Annotated in this window: 20 protein-coding genes and 1 pseudogene; 10 read left to right on the top strand and 11 right to left on the bottom strand. The window is 69.8% G+C overall.

All coding sequences use genetic code 11. The features are described from left to right. Positions 1-55: 55 nt before the first annotated feature. The gene (locus F4553_RS24390) at positions 56-628 is read left to right on the top strand and encodes a hypothetical protein (protein ID WP_184839631.1); all 573 of its coding nucleotides are present in this window, start codon (positions 56-58) and stop codon (positions 626-628) included. On the opposite strand, the gene glmM is transcribed toward F4553_RS24390, so the two are convergent. The 3 genes from glmM to rplM all read right to left on the bottom strand — a co-directional run bounded on the left by glmM (position 625) and on the right by rplM (position 3,029). After that, the gene (gene glmM / locus F4553_RS24385) at positions 625-1,953 is read right to left on the bottom strand and encodes a phosphoglucosamine mutase (RefSeq protein ID WP_184839630.1); all 1,329 of its coding nucleotides are present in this window, start codon (positions 1,951-1,953) and stop codon (positions 625-627) included. The genes F4553_RS24390 and glmM overlap by 4 nt on opposite strands. A 135-nt stretch (positions 1,954-2,088) precedes the next feature. Continuing rightward, complete coding sequence (gene rpsI / locus F4553_RS24380) at positions 2,089-2,565, bottom strand: 30S ribosomal protein S9 (protein WP_184839628.1); 477 nt, start codon at positions 2,563-2,565, stop codon at positions 2,089-2,091. A gap of 20 nt (positions 2,566-2,585) precedes the next feature. After that, positions 2,586-3,029 carry a 50S ribosomal protein L13 gene (gene rplM / locus F4553_RS24375; RefSeq protein ID WP_184839626.1) on the bottom strand — a complete coding sequence of 148 codons (444 nt, stop codon included), beginning with the start codon at positions 3,027-3,029 and terminating at the stop codon, positions 2,586-2,588. A 290-nt stretch (positions 3,030-3,319) separates the two neighbouring features. Between rplM and F4553_RS24370 the strand changes: the two genes are divergently transcribed. The 3 genes from F4553_RS24370 to F4553_RS24360 all read left to right on the top strand — a co-directional run bounded on the left by F4553_RS24370 (position 3,320) and on the right by F4553_RS24360 (position 6,142). After that, entirely contained in the window at positions 3,320-4,684 is a 1,365-nt protein-coding gene (locus F4553_RS24370) for an MFS transporter (RefSeq protein ID WP_184839624.1), read from the top strand. A 214-nt stretch (positions 4,685-4,898) separates the two neighbouring features. Then, positions 4,899-5,489, top strand: a complete 591-nt coding sequence (locus tag F4553_RS24365; protein WP_184839622.1) for a malonic semialdehyde reductase — start codon at positions 4,899-4,901, stop codon at positions 5,487-5,489. A gap of 149 nt (positions 5,490-5,638) precedes the next feature. Further along, the gene (locus F4553_RS24360; RefSeq protein WP_184839620.1) at positions 5,639-6,142 is read left to right on the top strand and encodes a MarR family winged helix-turn-helix transcriptional regulator; all 504 of its coding nucleotides are present in this window, start codon (positions 5,639-5,641) and stop codon (positions 6,140-6,142) included. A 66-nt stretch (positions 6,143-6,208) separates the two neighbouring features. Here F4553_RS24360 and F4553_RS24355 read toward each other — a convergent pair whose 3' ends face one another. Then, the gene (locus F4553_RS24355; protein WP_312875396.1) at positions 6,209-6,502 is read right to left on the bottom strand and encodes a type II toxin-antitoxin system PemK/MazF family toxin; all 294 of its coding nucleotides are present in this window, start codon (positions 6,500-6,502) and stop codon (positions 6,209-6,211) included. Continuing rightward, positions 6,492-6,761 (bottom strand): DUF6364 family protein, encoded by a 270-nt coding sequence (locus F4553_RS24350; RefSeq protein ID WP_246466512.1) that lies wholly within the window; start codon positions 6,759-6,761, stop codon positions 6,492-6,494. Before F4553_RS24350 ends, F4553_RS24355 begins: the two co-directional genes overlap by 11 nt. 321 nt (positions 6,762-7,082) lie before the next feature. Here F4553_RS24350 and F4553_RS24345 point away from each other — a divergent pair, with 321 nt between their 5' ends. From F4553_RS24345 to F4553_RS24320, 6 genes are read left to right on the top strand one after another with little or no spacing between them, the layout of a single operon-like run. Further along, complete coding sequence (locus tag F4553_RS24345; RefSeq protein ID WP_184839616.1) at positions 7,083-9,164, top strand: molybdopterin oxidoreductase family protein; 2,082 nt, start codon at positions 7,083-7,085, stop codon at positions 9,162-9,164. Continuing rightward, on the top strand, positions 9,161-10,585 hold the full coding sequence (locus tag F4553_RS24340) for an FAD-dependent oxidoreductase (RefSeq protein ID WP_184839614.1): 1,425 nt from the start codon (positions 9,161-9,163) through the stop codon (positions 10,583-10,585). Before F4553_RS24345 ends, F4553_RS24340 begins: the two co-directional genes overlap by 4 nt. Then, positions 10,582-13,053: a nitrite reductase large subunit NirB gene (gene nirB / locus F4553_RS24335; protein WP_184839612.1), complete on the top strand. Its 2,472-nt coding sequence runs from the start codon at positions 10,582-10,584 to the stop codon at positions 13,051-13,053. The genes F4553_RS24340 and nirB overlap by 4 nt, the downstream gene beginning before the upstream one ends. After that, positions 13,050-13,382 carry a nitrite reductase small subunit NirD gene (nirD, locus tag F4553_RS24330; protein ID WP_184839610.1) on the top strand — a complete coding sequence of 111 codons (333 nt, stop codon included), beginning with the start codon at positions 13,050-13,052 and terminating at the stop codon, positions 13,380-13,382. Before nirB ends, nirD begins: the two co-directional genes overlap by 4 nt. Continuing rightward, positions 13,379-14,464, top strand: a complete 1,086-nt coding sequence (locus tag F4553_RS24325; protein ID WP_184839609.1) for a uroporphyrinogen-III synthase — start codon at positions 13,379-13,381, stop codon at positions 14,462-14,464. The genes nirD and F4553_RS24325 overlap by 4 nt, the downstream gene beginning before the upstream one ends. 55 nt (positions 14,465-14,519) lie before the next feature. Continuing rightward, positions 14,520-15,638 carry a hypothetical protein gene (locus tag F4553_RS24320; protein WP_184839607.1) on the top strand — a complete coding sequence of 373 codons (1,119 nt, stop codon included), beginning with the start codon at positions 14,520-14,522 and terminating at the stop codon, positions 15,636-15,638. A gap of 552 nt (positions 15,639-16,190) precedes the next feature. Here the strand turns inward: F4553_RS24320 and F4553_RS24315 are convergent. The 6 genes and pseudogenes from F4553_RS24315 to thiO form a co-directional block, all read right to left on the bottom strand. Further along, a complete protein-coding gene (locus tag F4553_RS24315) occupies positions 16,191-16,406 on the bottom strand; it encodes a procyclic acidic repetitive family protein (protein WP_184839605.1) in 216 nt (71 codons plus the stop codon). Between the two features lie 291 nt (positions 16,407-16,697). Then, positions 16,698-18,224, bottom strand: coding sequence for a phosphomethylpyrimidine synthase ThiC (thiC, locus tag F4553_RS24310; protein ID WP_184839603.1), 1,527 nt, complete (start codon positions 18,222-18,224; stop codon positions 16,698-16,700). After that, on the bottom strand, positions 18,221-19,009 hold the full coding sequence (thiD, locus tag F4553_RS24305) for a bifunctional hydroxymethylpyrimidine kinase/phosphomethylpyrimidine kinase (RefSeq protein ID WP_184839601.1): 789 nt from the start codon (positions 19,007-19,009) through the stop codon (positions 18,221-18,223). The genes thiC and thiD overlap by 4 nt, the downstream gene beginning before the upstream one ends. Before the next feature lie 93 nt (positions 19,010-19,102). Beyond that, positions 19,103-19,855, bottom strand: a pseudogene (locus tag F4553_RS24300) (thiazole synthase); the annotation flags it as partial. Between the two features lie 5 nt (positions 19,856-19,860). Then, positions 19,861-20,058 carry a sulfur carrier protein ThiS gene (gene thiS / locus F4553_RS24295; RefSeq protein ID WP_184839597.1) on the bottom strand — a complete coding sequence of 66 codons (198 nt, stop codon included), beginning with the start codon at positions 20,056-20,058 and terminating at the stop codon, positions 19,861-19,863. Continuing rightward, on the bottom strand, positions 20,055-21,143 hold the full coding sequence (gene thiO, locus F4553_RS24290) for a glycine oxidase ThiO (protein ID WP_312875333.1): 1,089 nt from the start codon (positions 21,141-21,143) through the stop codon (positions 20,055-20,057). The genes thiS and thiO overlap by 4 nt, the downstream gene beginning before the upstream one ends. Positions 21,144-21,153: the final 10 nt, after the last annotated feature.

Here is a 21,153-nt window from a genome sequence, read left to right as displayed (position 1 = left end):
CGGCCGACGAGCGCACCTGGATCGATGCGCGAGCAGCCCCGTTTAGCGTCGGAGCATGAGTTACCCGGTCCCTCCCGGCCCCGATCCCACCCCGCCTGGCTTCCCGCCGGGGCGGCCGCCGTGGGAGCAGCCGTCGTCCGCACCGCCACCGCAGCCCTCGTCCAACAGCGGCCTGCTGGTCGGTCTGATCGCCGCGGTCGTGGTCCTCATCTGCGCCGTCTGCGGGGTCGGCGGCTACTTCGCCACCAACTCCGACGACTCCGACGCCGTGACGACGACGCCGCGCGTGACCACCACGAAGACCAAGGCCGCGGCGAGCGGTGGCGGCGAGGAGAAGACCTCGAAGCCGCACAAGGTCCGCTACGAGGTGAAGGGCAAGGGCAAGGTGCTGGTCACCTGGTCCGCCTTCGGCGGCAGCAACGACAACCAGGACGCGACCGTCCCGTGGTCGAAGGAGGTCACCCTCAACGAGGGCGACGGCGGGCTGAAGCTCACCGCTTACGGCAAGGACGCCGGTGGCGGGACCCCGATCGACCAGGGCCTCTCCTGCAAGATCTTCATCGACGGCGACGAGGCGATCTCGCGGACCGGCACGAGCTCCGTGGAGTGCACCGCCGACTTCGGCTAGGCGGCGGACCGAACCGTGGCGGCGATCCGCTCGGCGATGGACTCGGCCAGCTCCATGGTCGGGGCTTCCACCATCACGCGTACCAGCGGCTCTGTTCCGGACGGGCGGAGCAGGACGCGACCGGTGGCGCCGAGCGCCGCGGTGGCCTCGCTCACCGCGGCCGTGACCGCCGGGTGGTCCACGGTGGTCTTGGGCGCGGGGACGTTGATGAGCCGCTGCGGCAGCTTGGTCATGACCGCCGCGAGCTTGCCGAAGGTCTCGCCGGTCTCGGCCATCCGGGCCATGAGCAGCAAACCGGTGAGTACGCCGTCCCCGGTGGTCGCGTAGGCCGGCACGACGATGTGGCCGCTCTGCTCGCCGCCGAGGGCGAGTCCACGGCTGCGCAGCTCCTCGAGGACGTAGCGGTCGCCGACCTTCGCCTCGATCAGGGTGATGCCCGCCTCGCGCATGGCGATGCGCAGGCCGAGGTTGCTCATGACGGTCGCGACCAGGGTGTTGTCGGTCAGCGTGCCCGCATCGCGCATCGCCAGCGCGAGGATGCCCATGATCTTGTCGCCGTCGACGTCCTCGCCCTCGGCGGAGACCGCGTGGCAGCGGTCGGCGTCGCCGTCGAAGGCGAGCCCGAGGTCCGCGCCGTGCTCGGCGACCGCGGCGATGAGCTGCTCGCGATGGTTGGCGCCGCAGTCCTCGTTGATGTTGAGGCCGTCGGGCTCGGAGTTGATCGAGATGACCGTCGCCCCGGCCTGCTCGTACGCGGCGACGGCCGACTCCGAGGCCGCACCGTTGGCGCAGTCGATCACGACCTTGATCCCGTCGAGCGGGGTGTCGACCGACTCGACGAGGTGCGTGACGTAGTGCTCGATGCCGTCGACCAGGTCGTGCACGCGTCCCACGGCTGCGCCGGTCGGGCGCTTGAAGGACTCGCCGATCCGGGCCTCGATCGCGTTCTCGACATCGTCGGGGAGCTTGTGCCCACCGGCGGCGAAGAGCTTGATCCCGTTGTCGGGCATGTCGTTGTGCGAGGCAGAGATCATCACGCCGAAGTCGGCACGGGTCTCCGCGGTGAGGTAGGCCACGCCGGGGGTGGGCAGCACGCCGACCCGGACCACATTGGCCCCCGCGCTGGTCAGCCCGGCCACGACCGCAGCCTCCAGCATCTCCCCGCTGGCTCGCGGGTCCCGCCCGAGAACGACGATCGGCGCACGCGAGCTGTCGGCCTGGGTGAGGACCCGGACGGCCGCCAGCGCGATCGACATGGCGAGCTCCGGAGTGAGGTCTCCGTTGGCCAGGCCACGGACTCCGTCGGTGCCGAACAGGCGGCCCATGCGCGTGCCTACTTTCTGGGGGTATGAAGCTGCGGGGAGTGCAGCGGTCCTTACAACGATGATGCCCGACGTGCACAAAGGCCGGGCAGCACCCTGGATCCCAGGGAGCCGACCCGGCCGATGATTAAGCGAAGATCAACGCTTCGAGTACTGCGGAGCCTTACGGGCCTTCTTCAGACCGTACTTCTTGGACTCCTTCACCCGCGGGTCGCGAGTGAGGAAGCCGGCCTTCTTCAGGGCGGGACGGTCATCGGGCTCGAACTCGATCAGCGCGCGGGCGATCGCCAGACGCAGGCCGCCGGCCTGGCCGGTGATGCCGCCGCCGTGCAGGTTCGCGAAGACGTCGAACTGCTCGGCCTTCTCGGCGATCACGAGGGGCTCGCGCACAGTCTGCTGCGAAACCTTGCTCGGGAAGTAGTTCTCGAGGTCGCGGCCGTTGCAGGTGATCTTGCCGGTGCCCGGGATCAGGCGAACCCGGACGATGGCCTGCTTGCGGCGGCCAACGGTCTGGATCGGCCGGTCACCGCGCGGCGCGCGGGTGACGACAGGCGCTTCGACGGTCGCGACGGCAGCCGGAGTCTGCACCGACGTCTCGATATCGGTCTCGGTCATAGTGGTTCCTTCGCCCGCGCTCACTGCGCGATCTGCTTGAACTCGAACGGCACCGGCTGCTGAGCGGCGTGCGGGTGCTCAGGACCCGCGTAGACCTTCAGCTTCGACATGATCTGACGGCCGATCTTGTTGTGGGGGATCATGCCCCGCACCGCAAGCTCGATCGCCCGCTCCGGGCGCTTGCTCAGCAGCTCGTCGTAGCGAACAGCCCGAAGGCCGCCCGGGTAGCCGGAGTGGCTGTACGCGACCTTGGTGGCTCGCTTGTTGCCAGTGAGTGCGACCTTGCCCGCGTTGATGACGATGACGAAGTCACCGGTGTCAACGTGCGGCGCGAAGATCGGCTTGTGCTTACCGCGCAGGAGATCGGCGGCGTGGGTGGCGAGCCGGCCCAGAACGACGTCAGAAGCGTCGATCACGTGCCACTGACGCTCGATCTCACCCGGCTTAGGGCTGTACGTACGCACAGGTTTACCTTGTCTGGTCGTCGGACTGTCTACTGCGATGCTCGCCAGTCCAGACCGGACCGACGCACGAACGACAAGCGTACCTGACAGGTCCGTGCCGCCTTTTCGCACAACAGCGGTTAACGATACCCGTAGGCCTTCCGCCTGGTCAAAATGGCCCCCCGCCTGTGGAGATAACGGACACGACGTCCCATCTCACAGGGTCGGGGCCCGCAAGGTGCGGCCGGATTCACACCACCGGTACGCCCATTGGAACAACGTGGCAATCACACGTTCGTAACTTGCTCGCCATGACCGCCACTCAGACGGCTCCGGCCGTGACTCAGACCGGCGCAGCGTCGCGCCCGGGCACCATCACCGAATGGCACCCCGAAGACGAGCGCTTCTGGGCCGCGACGGGTCGCCGGATCGCGCGGCGCAACCTCATCTTCTCCATCTTCGCCGAGCACCTGGGCTTCTCCGTCTGGACGCTCTGGAGCGTGGTGGTCGTCGCACTCCCGGCCACACTCTTCCCCTACACGGTCGACCAGAAGTTCTGGCTGGTGGCGTTGCCCAACCTCATCGGCGCGCTGATGCGGATCCCCTACACGTTCGCGGTGACGCGGCTGGGTGGGCGTACCTGGACCACGATCAGCGCCCTGCTGCTCTTCATCCCGCTCTCGGGCATGATCTTCGCGGTGACGACGGCCCCGCCCTACTGGGCGGTGCTCGCGATCGCGGCGAGCGCGGGCTTCGGCGGCGGCAACTTCGCCTCCTCCATGACGAACATCTCCTTCTTCTTCCCGGAGAAGGAGAAGGGCGTCGCGCTCGGCCTCAACGCCGCGGGCGGCAACATCGGCATCAGCACGATGCAGCTCTTCGTACCGATGGCGCTCGCCGCCGGGCTCGTCTACGGCGGGCTGATGTGGGTGCCGCTGGTGCTCGCCGCCGCGCTCTGCGCCCGCTTCTTCATGAACAACCTCGATGTCGCGAAGTCGCCGATCAAGGCCCAGTTCGCCACGATCAAGCGCCCGCACACCTGGATCATGTCGTTCCTCTATATCGGCACCTTCGGCTCGTTCCTCGGTTACTCCGCGGCCTTCCCGCTGGTGCTGAAACTGCAGTTCCCGCAGGCGCCGATCCTCGGCAAGGTCGGCCTCGCCACGATCACGCTCGCCTTCACCGGCCCGCTCATCGGCTCGCTCACCCGCCCGCTGGGCGGCTGGCTCGCCGACCGCATCGGTGGCGCCAGGATCACCGCCGCCTGCTTCATTCTCATGGGCATCGGCTCGTACGGTGTGGTCACCTCCGTCGCCGACAAGATCATGCCGCTCTTCCTCGCCTCGTTCTGGCTGCTCTTCGCCGCAGCCGGCGCGGGCAACGGCTCCACCTACCGCATGATCCCGGCGATCTTCGCCGCCAAGTCCCCCGACCTGATCACCGCCAAGCGGGAGAGCGCCGCCACGCTCGGCATCGCCGGTGCCATCGGTGCGATGGGCGGCTTCTATCTCCCCCGCGCGATCAGCGACTCCTACACCGCCACCGGCGGCATCGCGACGGCCTTCACCTGGTTCGGCATCATGTACGCCACCTGCCTCGCCGTCACGTGGTGGTTCTACCTCCGCAAGCGCATCCTCACCGAGCAGGTCCCCAGCCTCGCCCCCGCCCGCGTCTGACCTCCTTCCTCCAGAGACGCAGGCACGCTGCCCGCCCGCCGCCAAGCCGGGCGGGCAGCCCCGTGCTTCGGCACCAACTCTTGAAGAGTTGGTGCTATGCGGCCGAGCGCATATTCCCCTCAGTGACACTTTCAACTTCTGCTGGCGAACTAATTGAAGGTTCATCAAGATAGAGCTGCACGCTTCACCAACGCCGCACCCTTGGAGAAACACCATGAGCCTTGTCCTCGACCCCGCCGCTCAGGACCTGCTCTTCCGCGAGGCCCGCACCGCCAACACGTTCACGGACGAGCCCGTCACCGACGAGCAGGTCCAGGCGATCTACGACCTGGTCAAGTTCGCGCCGACCTCGCTCAACATGCAGCCGCTGCGCGTCGTGCTGGTCCGCTCGGCCGAGGCCCGCGAGCGCCTCGTCAACACCCTCGGCGAGGGCAACCGGGCGAAGACCTCGACCGCCCCGCTGACGGCGATCCTCGCGGCCGACCTGAACTTCCACGAGAAGTTCCACCGCACCTTCCCCCACTTCCCGGGCGCGAAGGACTGGTTCCTCGAGGACACCACCCGCGCGGACGCCGCGAAGTTCAACGGCGCGCTGCAGGTGGGCTACTTCATCCTGGGCGTACGCGCGGCCGGGCTCGCCGCGGGCCCGATGACCGGCTTCGACGCCGAGGCGCTCAACAAGGAGTTCTTCGGTGATGGCGAGCACACGGTGCTCGCGGTGGTCAACATCGGCAAGCCGGGCGAGCAGGCGTGGTTCAACCGCAACCCGCGGCTCGACTTCGAGGACGTCGTCACGACGGTCTGAGCTGTGGCCCTCCAAGATCGCCGCAACTCTTGAAGAGTTGCGGCGATCTTGGTCAAGTGATCATGGCCGGAACAGCGAGCCACTCGACGGTGTCGAGGTGGCGAAAAGCACGAAGAGGAGGAAGGGCGAAAATGTGTAGTGTTGCTGCCATGCCGGTGATCACTGAACCTCGCTGGCTCACCGACAGTGAGCAGGGTGCATGGCGTGCCTACCTCGCCGGCAGCCGACTTCTCACCCTTCACCTCGAGCGCGAGCTGCAGAAGCACGGCCTCTCGATGAGTGATTACGAGATCCTGGTGCACCTGTCCGAGTCGCCCGAGCGGCGGCTGCGGATGAGCGAGCTGGCCAGGGCGACACTGCTGGAGAAGAGCAGGCTGTCGCATCAGATCACCCGGATGGAGCGCGACAGCCTGGTGGCCCGCGAGAGCTGCCCCGGCGACCGGCGCGGGCAGTATGCGGTTCTCACCCCGACGGGTCTGGAGACGATCGAGCGGGTCGCCCCGTTCCACGTGGCCGAGGTGCGCCGGCGCCTCTTCGACCTGATCACCCCGGAGCAGCTGGCGGCGCTGCAGGAGACGTTCGCCCTGGTCGCGGACCGAATCCAGCACTCACCGGCCTGTGTCGAAGCCGAGCGCGCCCTCGCCGACGAGTAAGAGGCCCCGGAACGGCCGATGCCGCGACTCTGACGAGTCGCGGCATCAACCGGCTCTGCGGCGTTTCTACAGATCTTGGATGATCTTCAAAGCTCGGGCCACCCGGTTCATGGTGTCGGTGTCGGCGACGTCCACGAGGTCGGTGAACCACTTCTTCATCGGTGACGAAACTCGGTCCGGCATGATCACGAACTCCCCCATGGAGACGGCGAGCGGCGAGTCACGCAGTTCTTCCTCGTCAACCACCTCGGCCACGATCACGATCGGCACATCCGTGCCGTTGTAGACGTCGGAGCTGATGACCAGCCCGAGCCTCTCCCTCGCACCTTCGATTCGCCAGATCTCGCCTCTACGCAGCACGCCCGGCCTTTCCACCGCGCCCTCGCAGCGCTGCGGATGCAACTTCGAAGTCGGCCTCATCCGCGAGCGCCTGCTTCTCCAACGTGTCCCATCCCGCGCGCCGCATCACATTGGCATGAGCCTCAAAGAGCTCGCGCAGTGCCTTCTCCTTTGCCGCCCGATCCATCCAGGCCGACAAGGACATGCCGTCGCGTTCGGCGTAGCGCCGGGCTTCGGCAATCGTGTCGTCCGAAAACGAGAGAGTCACCTTCGCAGTCATGAGGAGAAGGTTACTAGCGGTATGACCAATAGTCATCCCTTCACCAAGATCCTTACGATGAATGAATCCCCAGCTCACAGCCGGTATAAACAACCGTCGCAGAGAGTTACGAATGTCTCAACCGTGAATTGATCTTTTCATCCATCCAGGGTCATCCGGACGTCCTGGTCATGAAGGCGACACCTGCTGTTCAGACCGTACGGGGCGAGTTGCGGCGCGGAACCGACCTCACGGTCCTCGTCCGAACGGGTGAGTGGGACTTAGCACGGCGGAAACAGACGGGACTCTGGAGTGAAACTGCCGGAAGTCACGCTCGACGGCATGACCACCCCCGTTGAGGTCGCCACGCACTGTCCGTACTGCGCGCTGCAGTGCGGGATGATCCTGCGTGAGCACGCCGACCGCCGGGTCGAGGTCGTCGCACGGGACTTCCCCACCAACCGGGGCGGGCTCTGCCAGAAGGGCTGGACCGCGGCGGAGCTGCTCGACCACCCCGACCGGCTGACCACCCCGCTGCTGCGCGACCCCGAAGACGGGGTCCTCAAGCCCGCCAGCTGGGAAGACGCCTACGACTTCATCGTCACGAAGATCAAGGGCATCCAGGAGCGGCACGGCCGGGACGCGATCGCCGTCTTCGGCGGCGGCGGACTCACCAACGAGAAGGCCTACGCGCTGGGCAAGTTCGCCCGGGTCGCGCTCCGGACCAAGAACATCGACTACAACGGGCGCTTCTGCATGTCGAGCGCCGCCGCCGCCCAGATCCGGTCCTTCGGGGTCGACCGCGGCCTGCCCTTCCCCATGGCCGAGCTGAGCCACGCCGACACGATCCTGATCGTCGGGGCCAACGTCAACGAGACGATGCCGCCGTTCGCGCGCTACCTGACCGAGCAGCGGGCCCGGGGCGGCGTGCAGATCGCCATCGATCCGCGGGCCACGGCTACGGCTCGGGCGGCGACACTGCACCTCGCACCGACGCCGGGGACGGATCTCGCGCTCGCCAACGGGCTGCTGCACATCGCGATCATGGAAGGCCTCATCGACGAGGACTACATCGCGACGCGGACCACCGGCTTCGACGAGGTGCGCAAGGCGGTCGCGGGTTACTGGCCGGCGCGGGTCGAGCGGCTCACCGGCGTACCCATCGCGGATCTGGAAACGACGGCGCGCGCACTCGCGAGCGGAAGAGCGATCATTCTCACAGCTCGCGGCGCCGAGCAGCACAGCAAGGGTGTCGACACCGTCACGGCTTTCATCAACCTGGCTCTCGCACTGGGGCTGCCAGGGCGTCCTGGCAGCGGTTATGGCTGTTTGACCGGCCAGGGAAACGGACAGGGCGGGCGCGAGCACGGCCAGAAGGCCGACCAATTGCCCGGCTATCGGAAAATTGACGATCCCGCCGCCAGGGCCCATATGGCCGAGGTGTGGGGCATGTCACCCGACGAGATTCCGGGACCCGGGATTTCCGCATATGAGCTGCTCAGTGCCCTTGGCACAGTGGACGGACCCAAGGCAATGTTGGTCTTCGGGTCCAATCCGGTAATCTCCGCGCCTAATGCTGTTTACACAGAAGCGCGCATTCGTGACTTAGAGTTGCTCCTAGTTGCGGACTTCGTGCTGAGTGAAACCGCGGCCCTCGCTGATGTGGTCCTCCCGACCGCGCAGTGGGCCGAGGAAGACGGCACGATGACCAACCTTGAGGGCAGAGTGCTTCGGCGCCGGGCCCTCCGCAAGCCACCGCCGGGGACAGGGACGGATCTGGCGGTGATCACCGAGCTGGCTAGCCGGCTCGGTGGCGATTACGGCGCGCGGTTCGATTCCGATCCGCGAGTCGTCTTCGAGGAGCTGCGGCGTGCCACCGCTGGCGGTGTGGCCGACTACGCGGGCGTCACGTGGGAGCGGGTGGACGCCGAGGACGGCGTGTTCTGGCCTTGCCCGTCAGTGGACCGGGCGGGCACGCCGCGGCTCTTCGAAGTTTCGTTCGCCACGCCCGATGGGCGGGCGAGGTTCGTCCCGGTCGAGCACCGTCCGGTCGCTGAGGACGTGGATGCCGACTACCCCCTCTACCTGACCACCGGCCGGGTCCTCACGCAGTACCAGTCCGGCGCACAGACGCGCCGCATCAGGGGTCTGCAGGGCAAGCCGTTCGTCGAGATGCACCCCGATCTCGCCGCGAGCCTCGGCATCGTGGCAGGCCAGGAATGCCGGGTCACCAGCCGGCGCGGCACGATGACCGCACCGGCGCGGCTCACCGAGCACATCCGCCCGGACACCGTCTTCACCCCCTTTCACTTCCCCGGCGCCGCACGCGCCAACTCACTCACCGGCGACGCCCTGGACCCGATCTCCCGGATGCCGGAGTTCAAGGTCTGCGCCGTCCGGGTGGAGCCAGGAGAAGACCTATGAGCAGAGTCGTCGTCGTCGGCTATGGCATGGCCGGCGCCCGATGCGCCGCGGAGTTGCGCGCGCTCGGCTCCGTCAAGGTGACCGTGCTCGGCGCTGAGCAGCACCAGGCCTACAACCGAATCCTCCTGTCGTCCCTGCTGGCCGGGAAGGTCACCGAGGCCGGCATCGCGCTCGCCGACGGCGGTGTCGACGCCGAGCTCGGCACCGAGGTCACCGCCATCGACACCGCCGGCAAGACGGTCACCACGGCCGACGGCGAGCTGCACGACTACGACCACCTCGTGCTCGCCACCGGATCGCACGCCTGGATCCCGCCGCTGCCCGGCATCGACCCCGACGACCTGCCGGACCGGGTCAGCGTCTTCCGCACGCTCGACGACTGCCGGCGCATCCTCGCCGACGCCGAGGGCGCCGAGCGCGCCCTGGTGCTCGGCGGCGGCCTGCTCGGCCTGGAGGCCGCTCGCGGGCTCGCCGCCCGAGGGCTCGCCGTCGAGGTGGTGCACCCGATGGGCTTCCTGATGGAGCGCCAGCTCGACAACGGCGCGAGTGAGGTCCTCGTCGCCACCCTCGCCGGGCACGGCATCGGGGTCCACCTGGAGGCGATGGGCGCGAGCTTCGCGCAGACGCCCGACGGGGTGGTGCTCACCCTCACCGACGGGCGCGAGCTCCGCGCCGACCTGCTCGTCCTGGCCTGCGGGGTACGCCCGGAGACCTCCCTCGCCAGAGCAGCCGGGCTCACCGTGGACCGGGGCGTCGTCGTCGACGACCGGATGCGCACCTCCGACCCGGACATCTCGGCGATCGGCGACTGCGCCCAGCACCGCGAGGGCCTCTCCGGCCTCGTCGCACCGGCCTGGGCCCAGGCGAGCGTCGTGGCCCGGATCCTCACCGGCACCGACCCGGACGCGATCTATCGAGCCGCCCCGCTGATCACCCGGCTGAAGGCGACCGGCATCGACCTCGCCGCGATGGGCACGCTCAGCGGCGACGACTGCTCGGCGCACACCGAGGACCTGCGGTTCGCCGACCCGAGCCGGGGTACCTATGCCCGGCTGCGCATCCGCGACGGGCGGGTCACCGGCGCGGTGCTGCTCGGCGACAACCCGAGCGTCGGGCAGGTCATCCAGCTCTTCGACCGCGGCGCCCAGGTGCCCGCCGACCGCCGGGCGCTGCTGCTCGGCCGGACGCTCGGCGGCTCGGACGCGGTCGAGGCCGTCACACCGGCGCTGATGCCGGACGCGGCCACGGTCTGCCAGTGCAACACCGTGACCAAGGGCGCGATCATCCGCGCCTGGCAGGGGGGCGCGCACGACATCGCCGACGTCGCGGCCTGCACCAGAGCAACCACCGGCTGTGGAAGCTGCGTCGACGCGGTCGGCGGCATCCTCGGCTGGCTCGCCACTCAGGGAGTCGCCTCATGAAACGCATCGTCGTCGTCGGGCACGGCATGGTCGCGCAGCGCTTCACGGAGGCGCTGACGGCCCGGGACACCGGATCCGAGTTCCACATCACGGTGCTCGCCGAGGAGCGCCAGCGGGCCTATGACCGGGTCCGGCTGACGTCGTTCTTCGACGGCGAGGAGCTCGACCTGGGCGGGGTCCCCGAGCCGGTGCAGCTGCGCCTCGCCGAGCCGGTGCTCGGCATCGACCGCGGCCGCCGGGTCGTCACGACCCCGGCCGCCGACTATGGGTACGACCACCTGGTGCTCGCCACCGGCAGCCGCCCCTTCGTCCCCCCGATCACCGGCGCCGACCTGCCCGGCGTCTTCGTCTACCGGACCATCGACGACCTGTCGGCGCTGCGGGCCTACTGCTCGGGCAAGCGGGTCGGCGCGGTCCTCGGCGGCGGACTGCTCGGGCTGGAGGCCGCCAACGCGCTGCGCCTGCTCGGGCTCGCCACGCACGTCGTGGAGTTCGCGCCCCGGCTGATGCCGCTGCAGGTCGACGACGGCGGCGGTGGCGTGCTGAAGCAGCACATCGAGCGGCTCGGCGTCAGCGTGCACACGGGGCGCTCCTGCGCCACGATCACCGCCGGTGCCGACGGCACGGTCGACGGCATGGTCTTCGCCGACGGCGGCACCCTCGCGGTCGACGTGGTGGTCGTCGCGGCCGGGATCCGCCCCCGCGACGAGCTCGCCGCCACCGGCGGGTTGGAGCTCGGACCCCGGGGCGGCTTCCTCGTCGACTCCGCCTGCCGGACCGCCGACGACGCGGTCTGGGCGATCGGCGAGTGCGCCGCGCTCGCCCTCGACGGCGACCAGGGCCGCTGCTACGGGCTGGTGGCTCCGGGCTACGCGATGGCGGAGGTCGTCGCCGACCGGCTCCTCGGTGGCGACGCCTCGATGGCGGTCCCCGACACCGCCACCAAGCTCAAGCTGCTCGGCGTCGACGTGGCGAGCTTCGGGGTGCTCGACGGTCCACTCGATGTCGTCTACCACGACGGCGCCAACGGCACCTATGCCAAACTGCTCCTCTCCGATGACGCCAAGACCCTGCTCGGCGGGGTGCTGGTCGGCGACGCCACCGCCTATCCGCTGCTGCGGGCGGCGCTGGGCGGACCGCTGCCGGGACCGCCGCTGGCGCTGCTGGCACCGGCCGGGGACGGCACGAAGGTGACGCTGCCGGGCTCGGCGCAGATCTGCTCCTGCAATGCGGTGACGAAGGACGCGATCACACTGGCGATCAGCGCCGGTGCCGACGACGTCCCCGCGATCAAGGCCTGTACGCGGGCCGGCACGACCTGCGGCTCCTGCGTACCGGCGCTCAAGCAGCTGCTGCACGAGTGCGGCGTGAAGCAGTCGACGGCGCTCTGCGAGCACTTCACCTACTCCCGGCAGGAGCTCTTCGACCTGATCCGGGTCCGCCGGGTCACGACGTTTTCGCAGCTCATCGCCGATCACGGCCAGGGCCGGGGCTGCGACGTCTGCAAGCCGGTCGTCGCCTCGATCCTCGCCTCGCTCACCAACGGCTACGTGCTCGACGGCGAGCAGGCGGCTTTGCAGGACACGAACGACCACTTCCTCGCCAACATCCAGCGTGACGGCACCTACTCGGTGGTGCCGCGCATCCCGGGCGGGGAGATCACGCCGGAGAAGCTGATCGTCATCGGCGAGGTGGCCCGCGACTTCGGCCTCTACACCAAGATCACTGGCGGGCAGCGGATCGACCTCTTCGGCGCCCGGGTCGAGCAGCTCCCCGAGATCTGGCAGCGGCTCGTCGACGCGGGCTTCGAGTCCGGGCACGCCTACGGCAAGGCGCTGCGCACGGTGAAGTCCTGCGTGGGCGACACGTGGTGCCGGTACGGCGTACAGGACTCGGTGGGGTTGGCCATCGCTCTGGAGCTGCGCTATCGCGGGCTGCGCTCGCCGCACAAGCTGAAGTCGGCGGTCTCGGGCTGTGCCCGCGAGTGCGCCGAGGCGCGCAGCAAGGACTTCGGCATCATCGCCACCGAGCTGGGCTGGAATCTCTACGTCGGCGGCAACGGCGGCTTCCGCCCGCGCCACGCCGACCTGTTCCTGAGCGATCTCAGCACCGAGGACCTGGTCCGGACGATCGACCGCTTCCTCATGTACTACATCCGCACCGCCGACCGGCTCCAGCGCACGGCCGCCTGGCTCGAAGCCCTGGAGGGCGGTCTGGAGCACCTGCGCGACGTCATCGTGCACGACACGCTCGGCCTCGCCGAGGAGCTCGACCGGGCGATGGCGCAGCACGTCAGCTCCTATGTGGACGAGTGGAAGGCGACGATCGAGGACCCCGAGCGCCGCTCCCGCTTCGTCAGCTTCGTCAACGCCCCCGAGGTCCCCGACCCCTCCATCACGTTCGAGGTCGAACGTGGCCAGCACATCCCGGTCCGCAAGCAGCCGATTCTCCTGGGGATGCCGTCATGACCAACGCATGGATCTATGTCTGTCCCGAGCAGCGCCTCGAGCCGGAGCGCGGTGTCGCAGCCCTCGTCGAGGGGGACGCCGTCGCCGTCTTCCGGACCTACGACGGGACGCTGTTCGCCATCGACAACAAGGACCCGATCAGCGGGGCATCGGTGCTCTCGCGCGGGATCGTCGGGTCCCGGGGTGAGGCGCCGATCGTCGCGTCGCCCATGCACAAGCAGGCATTCGACCTGCGTACGGGCGAGTGCCTGGACATGCCGGGCGTCAGTGTGCGTACATGGCCCATCCGGCTGCGTGACGGTGCCGTCGAGATCGGCGTGACCACGTGAGTGAGCTGTCCGGCTTCACCATCGGCGTCACGGCCGACCGGCGGCGCGACGAACTCGGCGCGCTGCTCGAACGCCGTGGCGCCCGAGTCGTGATCGCCCCGGCACTGCGGATCGTGCCGCTGCCCGACGACGCGGAACTGCGCGACGCCACCCGGCGCTGCGTGGCCCGCCCGCCGGACATCGTCATCGCCAACACCGGGATCGGCATGCGCGGCTGGCTCGAGGCCGCCGAGGGCTGGGGGCTGGGCGACTCGCTGCGCAGCGCGCTCTCCCAGGCGTACCTGGTGACGCGGGGACCCAAGGCCCGGGGCGCGGTCCGCGCGGCCGGGCTGCACGACCAGTGGTCGCCCGACTCGGAGAGCTGCGACGAGGTGCTCTTCCACCTGATGGCCCGAGGTGTCGGCGGCGAGGTCATCGCCGCCCAGCTCCACGGCGACCAGCAGCCGGAGTTCTGCACCGCGCTGCGGGCGGCCGGTGCCGAGGTGATCGAGGTACCCGTCTACCGCTGGGCACCCCCGATCGACTCCGCCCCGCTGCACCGGCTCGTCGACCTCATCAACAACCGGCTCATCGACGCGGTCACCTTCACCTCGTCACCGGCGGTCGGTGCCCTGCTCGACGCCGCCGGACCGGCCCGCGACTCGGTGATCGCCGCTTTGCGCAGCGATGTCGTCGCCGCCTGCGTCGGACCCGTCACCGCGGCTCCGCTGGAGGCGCTGGAGATCCCGGTGATCGCACCGGCCCGGGCCCGGCTCGGTGCCCTCGTCCGGCTGCTCGCCGAGGAGCTGCCGCAGCGCGCGGTCACCATCCAGGTCGCCGGGCACGAGGTGGTCCTGCGCGGTCATGCCGCAGTCGTCGACGGCGAGCTGAAACCGTTGGCACCGGCCCCGATGGCGGTGCTGCGGGCGCTCGCCGACCGCGCGGGCCGGGTGCTCTCCCGGGCCGCGCTGCTGCCGTCGCTGCCCCGAGGTGCCGACGAGCACGCCGTCGAGATGGCCGTGGCGCGGCTCCGCGCCGGGTTGGGCGGTCCCGCGTTCGTGCAGACCGTCGTCAAGCGCGGCTACCGGTTGCCCGTCGATTGAAGTCTCCGTGCTCTCGGGTAGCGCAAAGAGGCCGTTTGCGCATAACCTGCCCGCCATGAAGACCTGGGGACGTGTGGTCGGAACAGCGGCCTGGTTCGCCGCGCTCGTCGGCCTCGCACAGCTCGGCCTCGCCGCCGCCACCGGAGCCGTCCACCTCAGCGACGCCCACGAGACGATCGATACGTGGAGCTCGCAGTTGGTGTGGCTCGTCTGGTTTGCGGGCCTCTCCGTGCTCGCTGGGACCGTTGCCGGGGCCGTCGCCGCCCGACATCACCTCCCAGGCGCCGGACTCGGTGCGCGGGTCGCGTCGGCCTTCGCCGCCGCGATCGGCACCGCCGCCGCCCTCGCGCCCGCGCTGCTCCAGGCCCGGCGGGCCCAACTCCCCAGCGGAGATCCGGTCTTCCTCGCCGCCGTGACGATGGGAGTCGGCACCGCGATCGGCCTGCTCGCCGCGATCGTCGTGCTCTCGCACCGGTCCTTCGGCTGGAACACGATCGCCACCATCGCCGTCGGCTGGCTGCTCTTCGGCGCCTCCGTCGGACTGGAACCCGATGCGGCACCGCAGCTCGGCGTCGTCCACACGGATGGTTCGCTGGGCAACAGCCTCGTCCCCTTCGCGCTGCCCGTCATCGCCGGTCTGATCGGCATCGCGACCAGCTTCACGGCACGCCGACAGGACCACCACCGCGCGGTCGTCGCGATCAGCGGCTCGGTCGGGCCCGCGCTGATCGGCTTCGCCTACGCCATCGCCGGTCCCGGGCAGGGCGACTACCAGCACCGGCCGTGGCTCGCGGCGATGATCGCTGTCGGGGCGGGGCTGCTCGGTTCGCTCATCGTCGGCGTATGGCCGTCGCGCTCCGACGAGCCGGAACTCCGCCCCGAGCGACCGGTCCGGCCGATCCGGCCCGACGGGACCACGATCACCGCGGAGATCCCCGTCTCCGAGCGGGACGCGGAGCACGTCGGCTGGGTCTCCGGGCTGACCGACTCCTCCGGCGACCGTCCGATGCCGCCCCGGCAGCGCCGTTCCAGTGAGAGCAGCGCTCGCGACAGCGCCCTGCGCAGCCTGCGCCGCGACGAGCCCACGGCCGATCTGCCGAATCCGGCACTCACGGAGTCCACAACGGAGTCCCTGCCCCCGACGTCCCGCCGCCCCCGCCACGGCAAGCCCTGACCTCGCCGCGGCGCTGTGCCGCGATGCGACGGCGCTGTGCGGTGCGGTGCGGCGGCGCGGTGCGGCGTCGCGGTGCGGCGGCGCTATGCGGCGGTGCGGCGGTGCGGTGCGGCGGTGCGGTGCGGCGGCGCAAGATCGCGTTATTTCCGTGATTCTGGCCGATCAGAGCAGCGTGGAAGGCCTTGCTTCCGGGAAATAGCACGATCAAGGGCTCGGCGAGAAAAGTGTGACGGGCGGCACGCGTGTCTGCTCGCGCCGCTCCTTCACAGGCCGACGCTCCATGATCGCGCTGTTTCCCGGAAGCAAGCCCTACCAGGGCACGACGAAGGGCTACTTTCCCGGAAATAGCGCGATCAAGTGCGGAGCGAGGATGTGCAGCGCGCTCGCCTCGCCTCGCCCCACCAACCCCCAGCGCGGGGCCCGGACAGGGCGGGAGGGGTGCTCGGCCCCGGGCTCGGCGATGATCGTGCTGCTTCCGGGAAACAAGCCCTACCGGGGCGCGGTGAAGGGGCTACTTCCGGGAAACAGCGCGATCATTGGCCCGGCGAGCACCTACAGCACGCTCACCCCACCCCACCCCACCCCACCCCACCCAGCGCAGGGCTCGGGCTCGGGCTCGGGCTCGGGCTCGGGCTCGGGCTCGGGCTCGGGCTCGGGCTCGGGCTCGGGCTCGGGCTCGGGCTCGGGCTCGGGCTCGGGCTCGGGCTCGGGCTCGGGCTCGGGCTCGGGCTCGGGCTCGGCGATGATCGCGCTGCTTCCGGGAAACAAGCCCTACCGAGGCACGGTGAAGGGGCTACTTCCGGGAAACAGCGCGATCATGGGCCCGGCGAGCACCTACAGCACGCCCACCCCACCCCACCCCACCCAGCGCTGGGCAGGGACGGGTCGGGCGTAGGGCGCTCGGCCCAGGGCTCGGCGATGATCGCGCTACTTCCCGGAAGCAAGCCCTACCGGGGCACGGTGAAGGGACTGCTTCCGGGAAACAGCGCGATCATGGGCCCGCTCGACCCCTCGGTCACGGTGGCGCTGAACACGCCGCCCGAGCCGGCGTGGAGACGATCACCCAGCGACCACGGGCAGGTAGACCTGCCCCCCGGAAGAAACGAACTCAGCGGACTTGGCACGCATCCCCTGGGCCGCATACTCCTTCAGGTCATGGCTGATCTTCATGGAGCAGAACTTCGGCCCGCACATCGAGCAGAAGTGCGCGGTCTTCGCCGGCTCCGCGGGCAGCGTCTCGTCGTGATAGGACCGCGCGGTCTCCGGGTCCAGCGACAGGTTGAACTGATCCTGCCAGCGGAACTCGAACCGGGCCTTGGAGAGCGCATCGTCCCAGGCCTGCGCCGTCGGGTGACCCTTCGCGAGGTCGGCGGCATGAGCAGCGATCTTGTAGGCTATGACCCCCGCCTTCACGTCGTCGCGATTGGGCAGCCCGAGGTGCTCCTTGGGCGTGACGTAGCAGAGCATCGCGGTGCCGTACATGGCGATCATGGCGGCGCCGATGGCCGAGGTGATGTGGTCGTACGCGGGTGCGATGTCCGTCGTGAGCGGCCCGAGGGTGTAGAACGGCGCGGAGTGGCAGAGTTCCTGCTGGAGGTCGACGTTCTCCTTGATCTTGTGCATCGGCACGTGACCGGGGCCCTCGACCATCACCTGTACGCCGTACTCCCACGCGATCGACGTCAGCTCGCCCAGCGTACGCAACTCTGCGAATTGAGCCGCGTCGTTGGCGTCGGCGATCGACCCGGGCCGCAGCCCGTCGCCGAGCGAGAAGGTGATGTCGTAGCGGGCGAAGATCTCGCAGAGTTCGCGGTAGTGCGTGTAGAGGAAGTTCTCCTCGTGGCGGGCGAGGCACCAGGCCGCCATGATCGAGCCGCCGCGCGAGACGATGCCGGTGACCCGGTCGGCGGCGAGCGGTACGTGCGCGAGCAGTACCCCGGCGTGCACGGTCATGTAGTCGACGCCCTGCTCGGCCTGCTCGATGACCGTGTCCCGGAAGATCTCCCAGGTGAGCTTGAGCGGGTCGCCCTTGACCTTTTCGAGGGCCTGATAGATCGGGACGGTGCCGAGCGGGACGGCCGACGCGCGGATGATCGCCTCGCGGGTGGCGTGGATCGACGGGCCGGTCGAGAGGTCCATCACGGTGTCGGCGCCCCACCTGGTCGCCCAGCGCATCTTCTCGACCTCTTCGGCCACGTCGAAGGTGACGGCGCTGGTGCCGATGTTGGCGTTGATCTTCACGAGGAAACGGGAACCGATGATCATCGGTTCGAGCTCGGGGTGGTGGATGTTGGCCGGGATCACCGCTCGACCGGCCTCGACCTCGGCGCGGACCACCTCGGCGGGCAAGCCCTCGCGGATCGCGATGAACTCCATCTCGGGGGTGACGATGTCCGCCCGTGCGCACTGCAACTGCGTCACCGGCAGGCCTGCCGCCGCCCGCGCCGCCACCCAGTCCTTCCGCGGCAGCTGCTCGAAATCTGTCGGCCCCGACGTGTCGTAGAGCCGCACCGGGGCGTTGCCGTCGGCGAGCTCCACCTCGGCGAACGGCACCCGGAGCTCCGAAACGTAGACTTTGTTCCTCATGACGGTCCCCATTCGTTGTGATCAAGCGGTCCCGGCCCCGCGCCGAGCTTCCAGTCCATGGCGCCCGCGAGCGCTCGGCTGACGTAGTCCTTGGCGCGGCGCACGGCGTTGTCGACGGTCTCGCCACGGGCGAGCATCGCGGTGATCGCGGCGGAGAACGTGCAGCCCGTACCGTGGTTGTTGCGGGTATTGACTCGCCGGGATCGCAGGAACTGCGCACCCTTCGGCGTCCAGATCGCGTCCACCGAATCGGGACCGCCGAGATCTCCGCCGGTGATGACGACATAGGTCGAGTTGCTGTTGGAGAGCTGCGCCGCCGCGCCGGCCATGTCGTTGGGCGTCTCCACCCGCCAGCCCAGCAGCGCGGATGCTTCCTCGCGGTTGGGGGTGACGACGGTGGCGTAGGGCAGCAGCCGCTCGATCGCCCCCCGCACGCCGAGCCGCTGGCCGGTCGACGAGACCAGCACCGGGTCGATGACGAGGTGCTTGAAGGCGCCGTTGCGCGCTCGCGCCGCCACCTGCGCGGCGGCTTCGCTCGATCCGAGCATCCCGACCTTCGCCGCCGCCACCGGCAGGTCGTCGAGGACCGCTGCGAGCTGCGTGCCGACCACCGCGCCGGGTACGGCGAAGACATCGTGCACGCCGAGCGTGTTCTGTGCCGTCAGCGCTGTGATCACGCTGGCGCCGTAGCAGCCGTACGCGACGAAGACCTTGAGATCGGCCTGGATTCCGGCACCGCCGCTCGCGTCGGAGCCGGCGATGGTGAGGGCAACGGGAGGAGTCATGAGCTCACCCTTGCATCTTCAATCATGATCGCCTATGGCTACCTGGGAAACCGCCGCCGCTGGGGCGTGAGAGGCGGCGGTTTCCCAGACGGCGCGGCCACTCTCCGACGTGGACGCGTGGGCGTGGAACCGGCGCGGGATGCGGCCCGCGAGCCGTGCCAGCCGACCGGCGATCACCGCGTGGCGCATCGCCCCGGCCATGAGTTCTGGCTCGATTGCCCTGGTCACGGCGCTGGCGACGAGGACGGCATCGCACCCGAGCTCCATCGCGATCGCCGCGTCGCTCGCCGTGCCGATCCCGGCGTCGAGAATCACCGGGCAGCTCACCATCTCGCGGATGAGCGCGATGTGGTGCGGATTGCCGACACCCAGACCGGACCCGATCGGCGACCCCGCAGGCATGACCGCGGCGGCACCAGCGTCGGCGAGCCGCCGGGCCAGGATCGGATCATCGCTGGTGTAGGGCAGCACGGTGAACCCGTCGGCGACCAGCTCCTCGGTCGCGCGCAGCAGCTCGACGCCGTCGGGCAGCAGCGTACGTTCGTCGCCGATCACCTCCAACTTGATCCAGTCTGTGGCGAACGCCTCCCGCGCCATCCGGGCGGTCCAGCACGCGTCGGCCGCGGTGTAGCAGCCGGCCGTGTTCGGCAGCACGCCGACACCGAGCCGCTCCAGCAGTCCGAGCAGCCCGTGGGTGTGGTGGCCGAACCGGCGCAGCGCAACGGTCACCAGCTCGGTGCCGCTCGCCGTGATCGCCCGTTCCAGCGCATCGAGGCTGGTGGCGCCGCCCGTGCCGAGGATGAGGCGCGAGCCGAGCTTCGCGTCGCCGATCGCCAACGTGTCCATCATGATCAGCCGCCCTGCGTCGCGGTGAGGATCTCCAGGCGGTCGTGGTCACGGAGCACCGCGGCGGGCCAGCCGCCACGGGGCACGACCTCGCCGTTGAGCGCGACGGCGACGCCCCGCTCCGGCAGCTCCAGCTCAGCCGCGATCGTCGCGACCGTCGTGCCGTTCCCGAGTTCGGACTCCGTACCGTTGATCCAGATCACTCCGCAACGCCTCTCGGATCAGCGGAGGGCGGCCCGAACGCCGTGATCTCCGCGGGGGCACGCCCGGTCGTGACGAGCTCCGCGATCGCCGTCGCCGTAATCGGGGTGAGCGCGATCCCGTTGCGGTAGTGCCCGGCGGCGACCACGATCCGCACCCCGTCGCGCGGCGGCAGCTCACCGAGGTAGGGCGCGTTGGACGGCGTACCGGGCCGGAACCCGACCCGGACGCCCTCAAAGGCCGCCCGCTCCAGCTCCGGCAGCAGCATGAACGCGTCCCGCAGCAGCGTGTGCACCCCTCCGGCGGTCGGCTGGGTCAGCGTCTCCTCGGACGAGGTGGCTCCGATCACGATCTCGCCGCCCGCCCGGGGCACGAGGTAGACGTGCCGGCCGTCGACGATGCCGCGGACCATGTAACGCAGCATGTGTCGCAGGGGTTCCTCGGTGAGGCGGATGCGGAGCGTCTCCCCGCGTACCGGATGGATCGGAAGATCGAGCAGCGCGGCCGTGCCGGTCCCGGCGGCGACCACGACGACAGCCGGGCGCCGGTCGATCACCTCGGCCAGCCGCTGCGCGCCGGTGTCCTGGAACCGCACCCCCGCCGCCCGGCACGCGGCGAGCAGCGCGGAGTGCAGCAGGCCGGGATCGGCCTGCGCGTCGATGCCCGCGAAGGCACCGCCGCGCACCCGGGGCGCGAGCATCGGCTCCCGCGAGCGCAACCCGGCGCCGCTGAGCCGCTCGACGGGCAGCCCGAGACTCTCCTGATAGGACGCGGATCGCTGGATCTCGGCATGGTCGTCGCCGGTCAGGCCCACCATCAACGAGCCGCACTCCCGGTAGCCGATCTCCCGCCCCAGCGCCGCCGCGAACTCCGGCCAGCGCCGCGTCGACTCGACCAGCAGCGCGGTCAGCGGCGACTCCCCGAAGGTCGCCTCCGCCACCGGTGCGATCATCCCCGCCGAAGCGTGCCACGCGCCGAGGCTGCCGTCGTGGTGCACGGTCACCGAGCAGCCGCGCAGCGCGCACTGCCAGGCGATGCCGAGCCCGATCGGCCCCGCTCCCAGCACCACGACATCGACCCCGGTCACGCCGGAGCCC

Source organism: Allocatelliglobosispora scoriae (genome assembly GCF_014204945.1).
Classification (GTDB): domain Bacteria; phylum Actinomycetota; class Actinomycetes; order Mycobacteriales; family Micromonosporaceae; genus Allocatelliglobosispora; species Allocatelliglobosispora scoriae.
The sequence above is the reverse complement of the archived record's forward strand: the minus strand, read 5'-3'. Positions and strand labels throughout refer to the sequence as shown.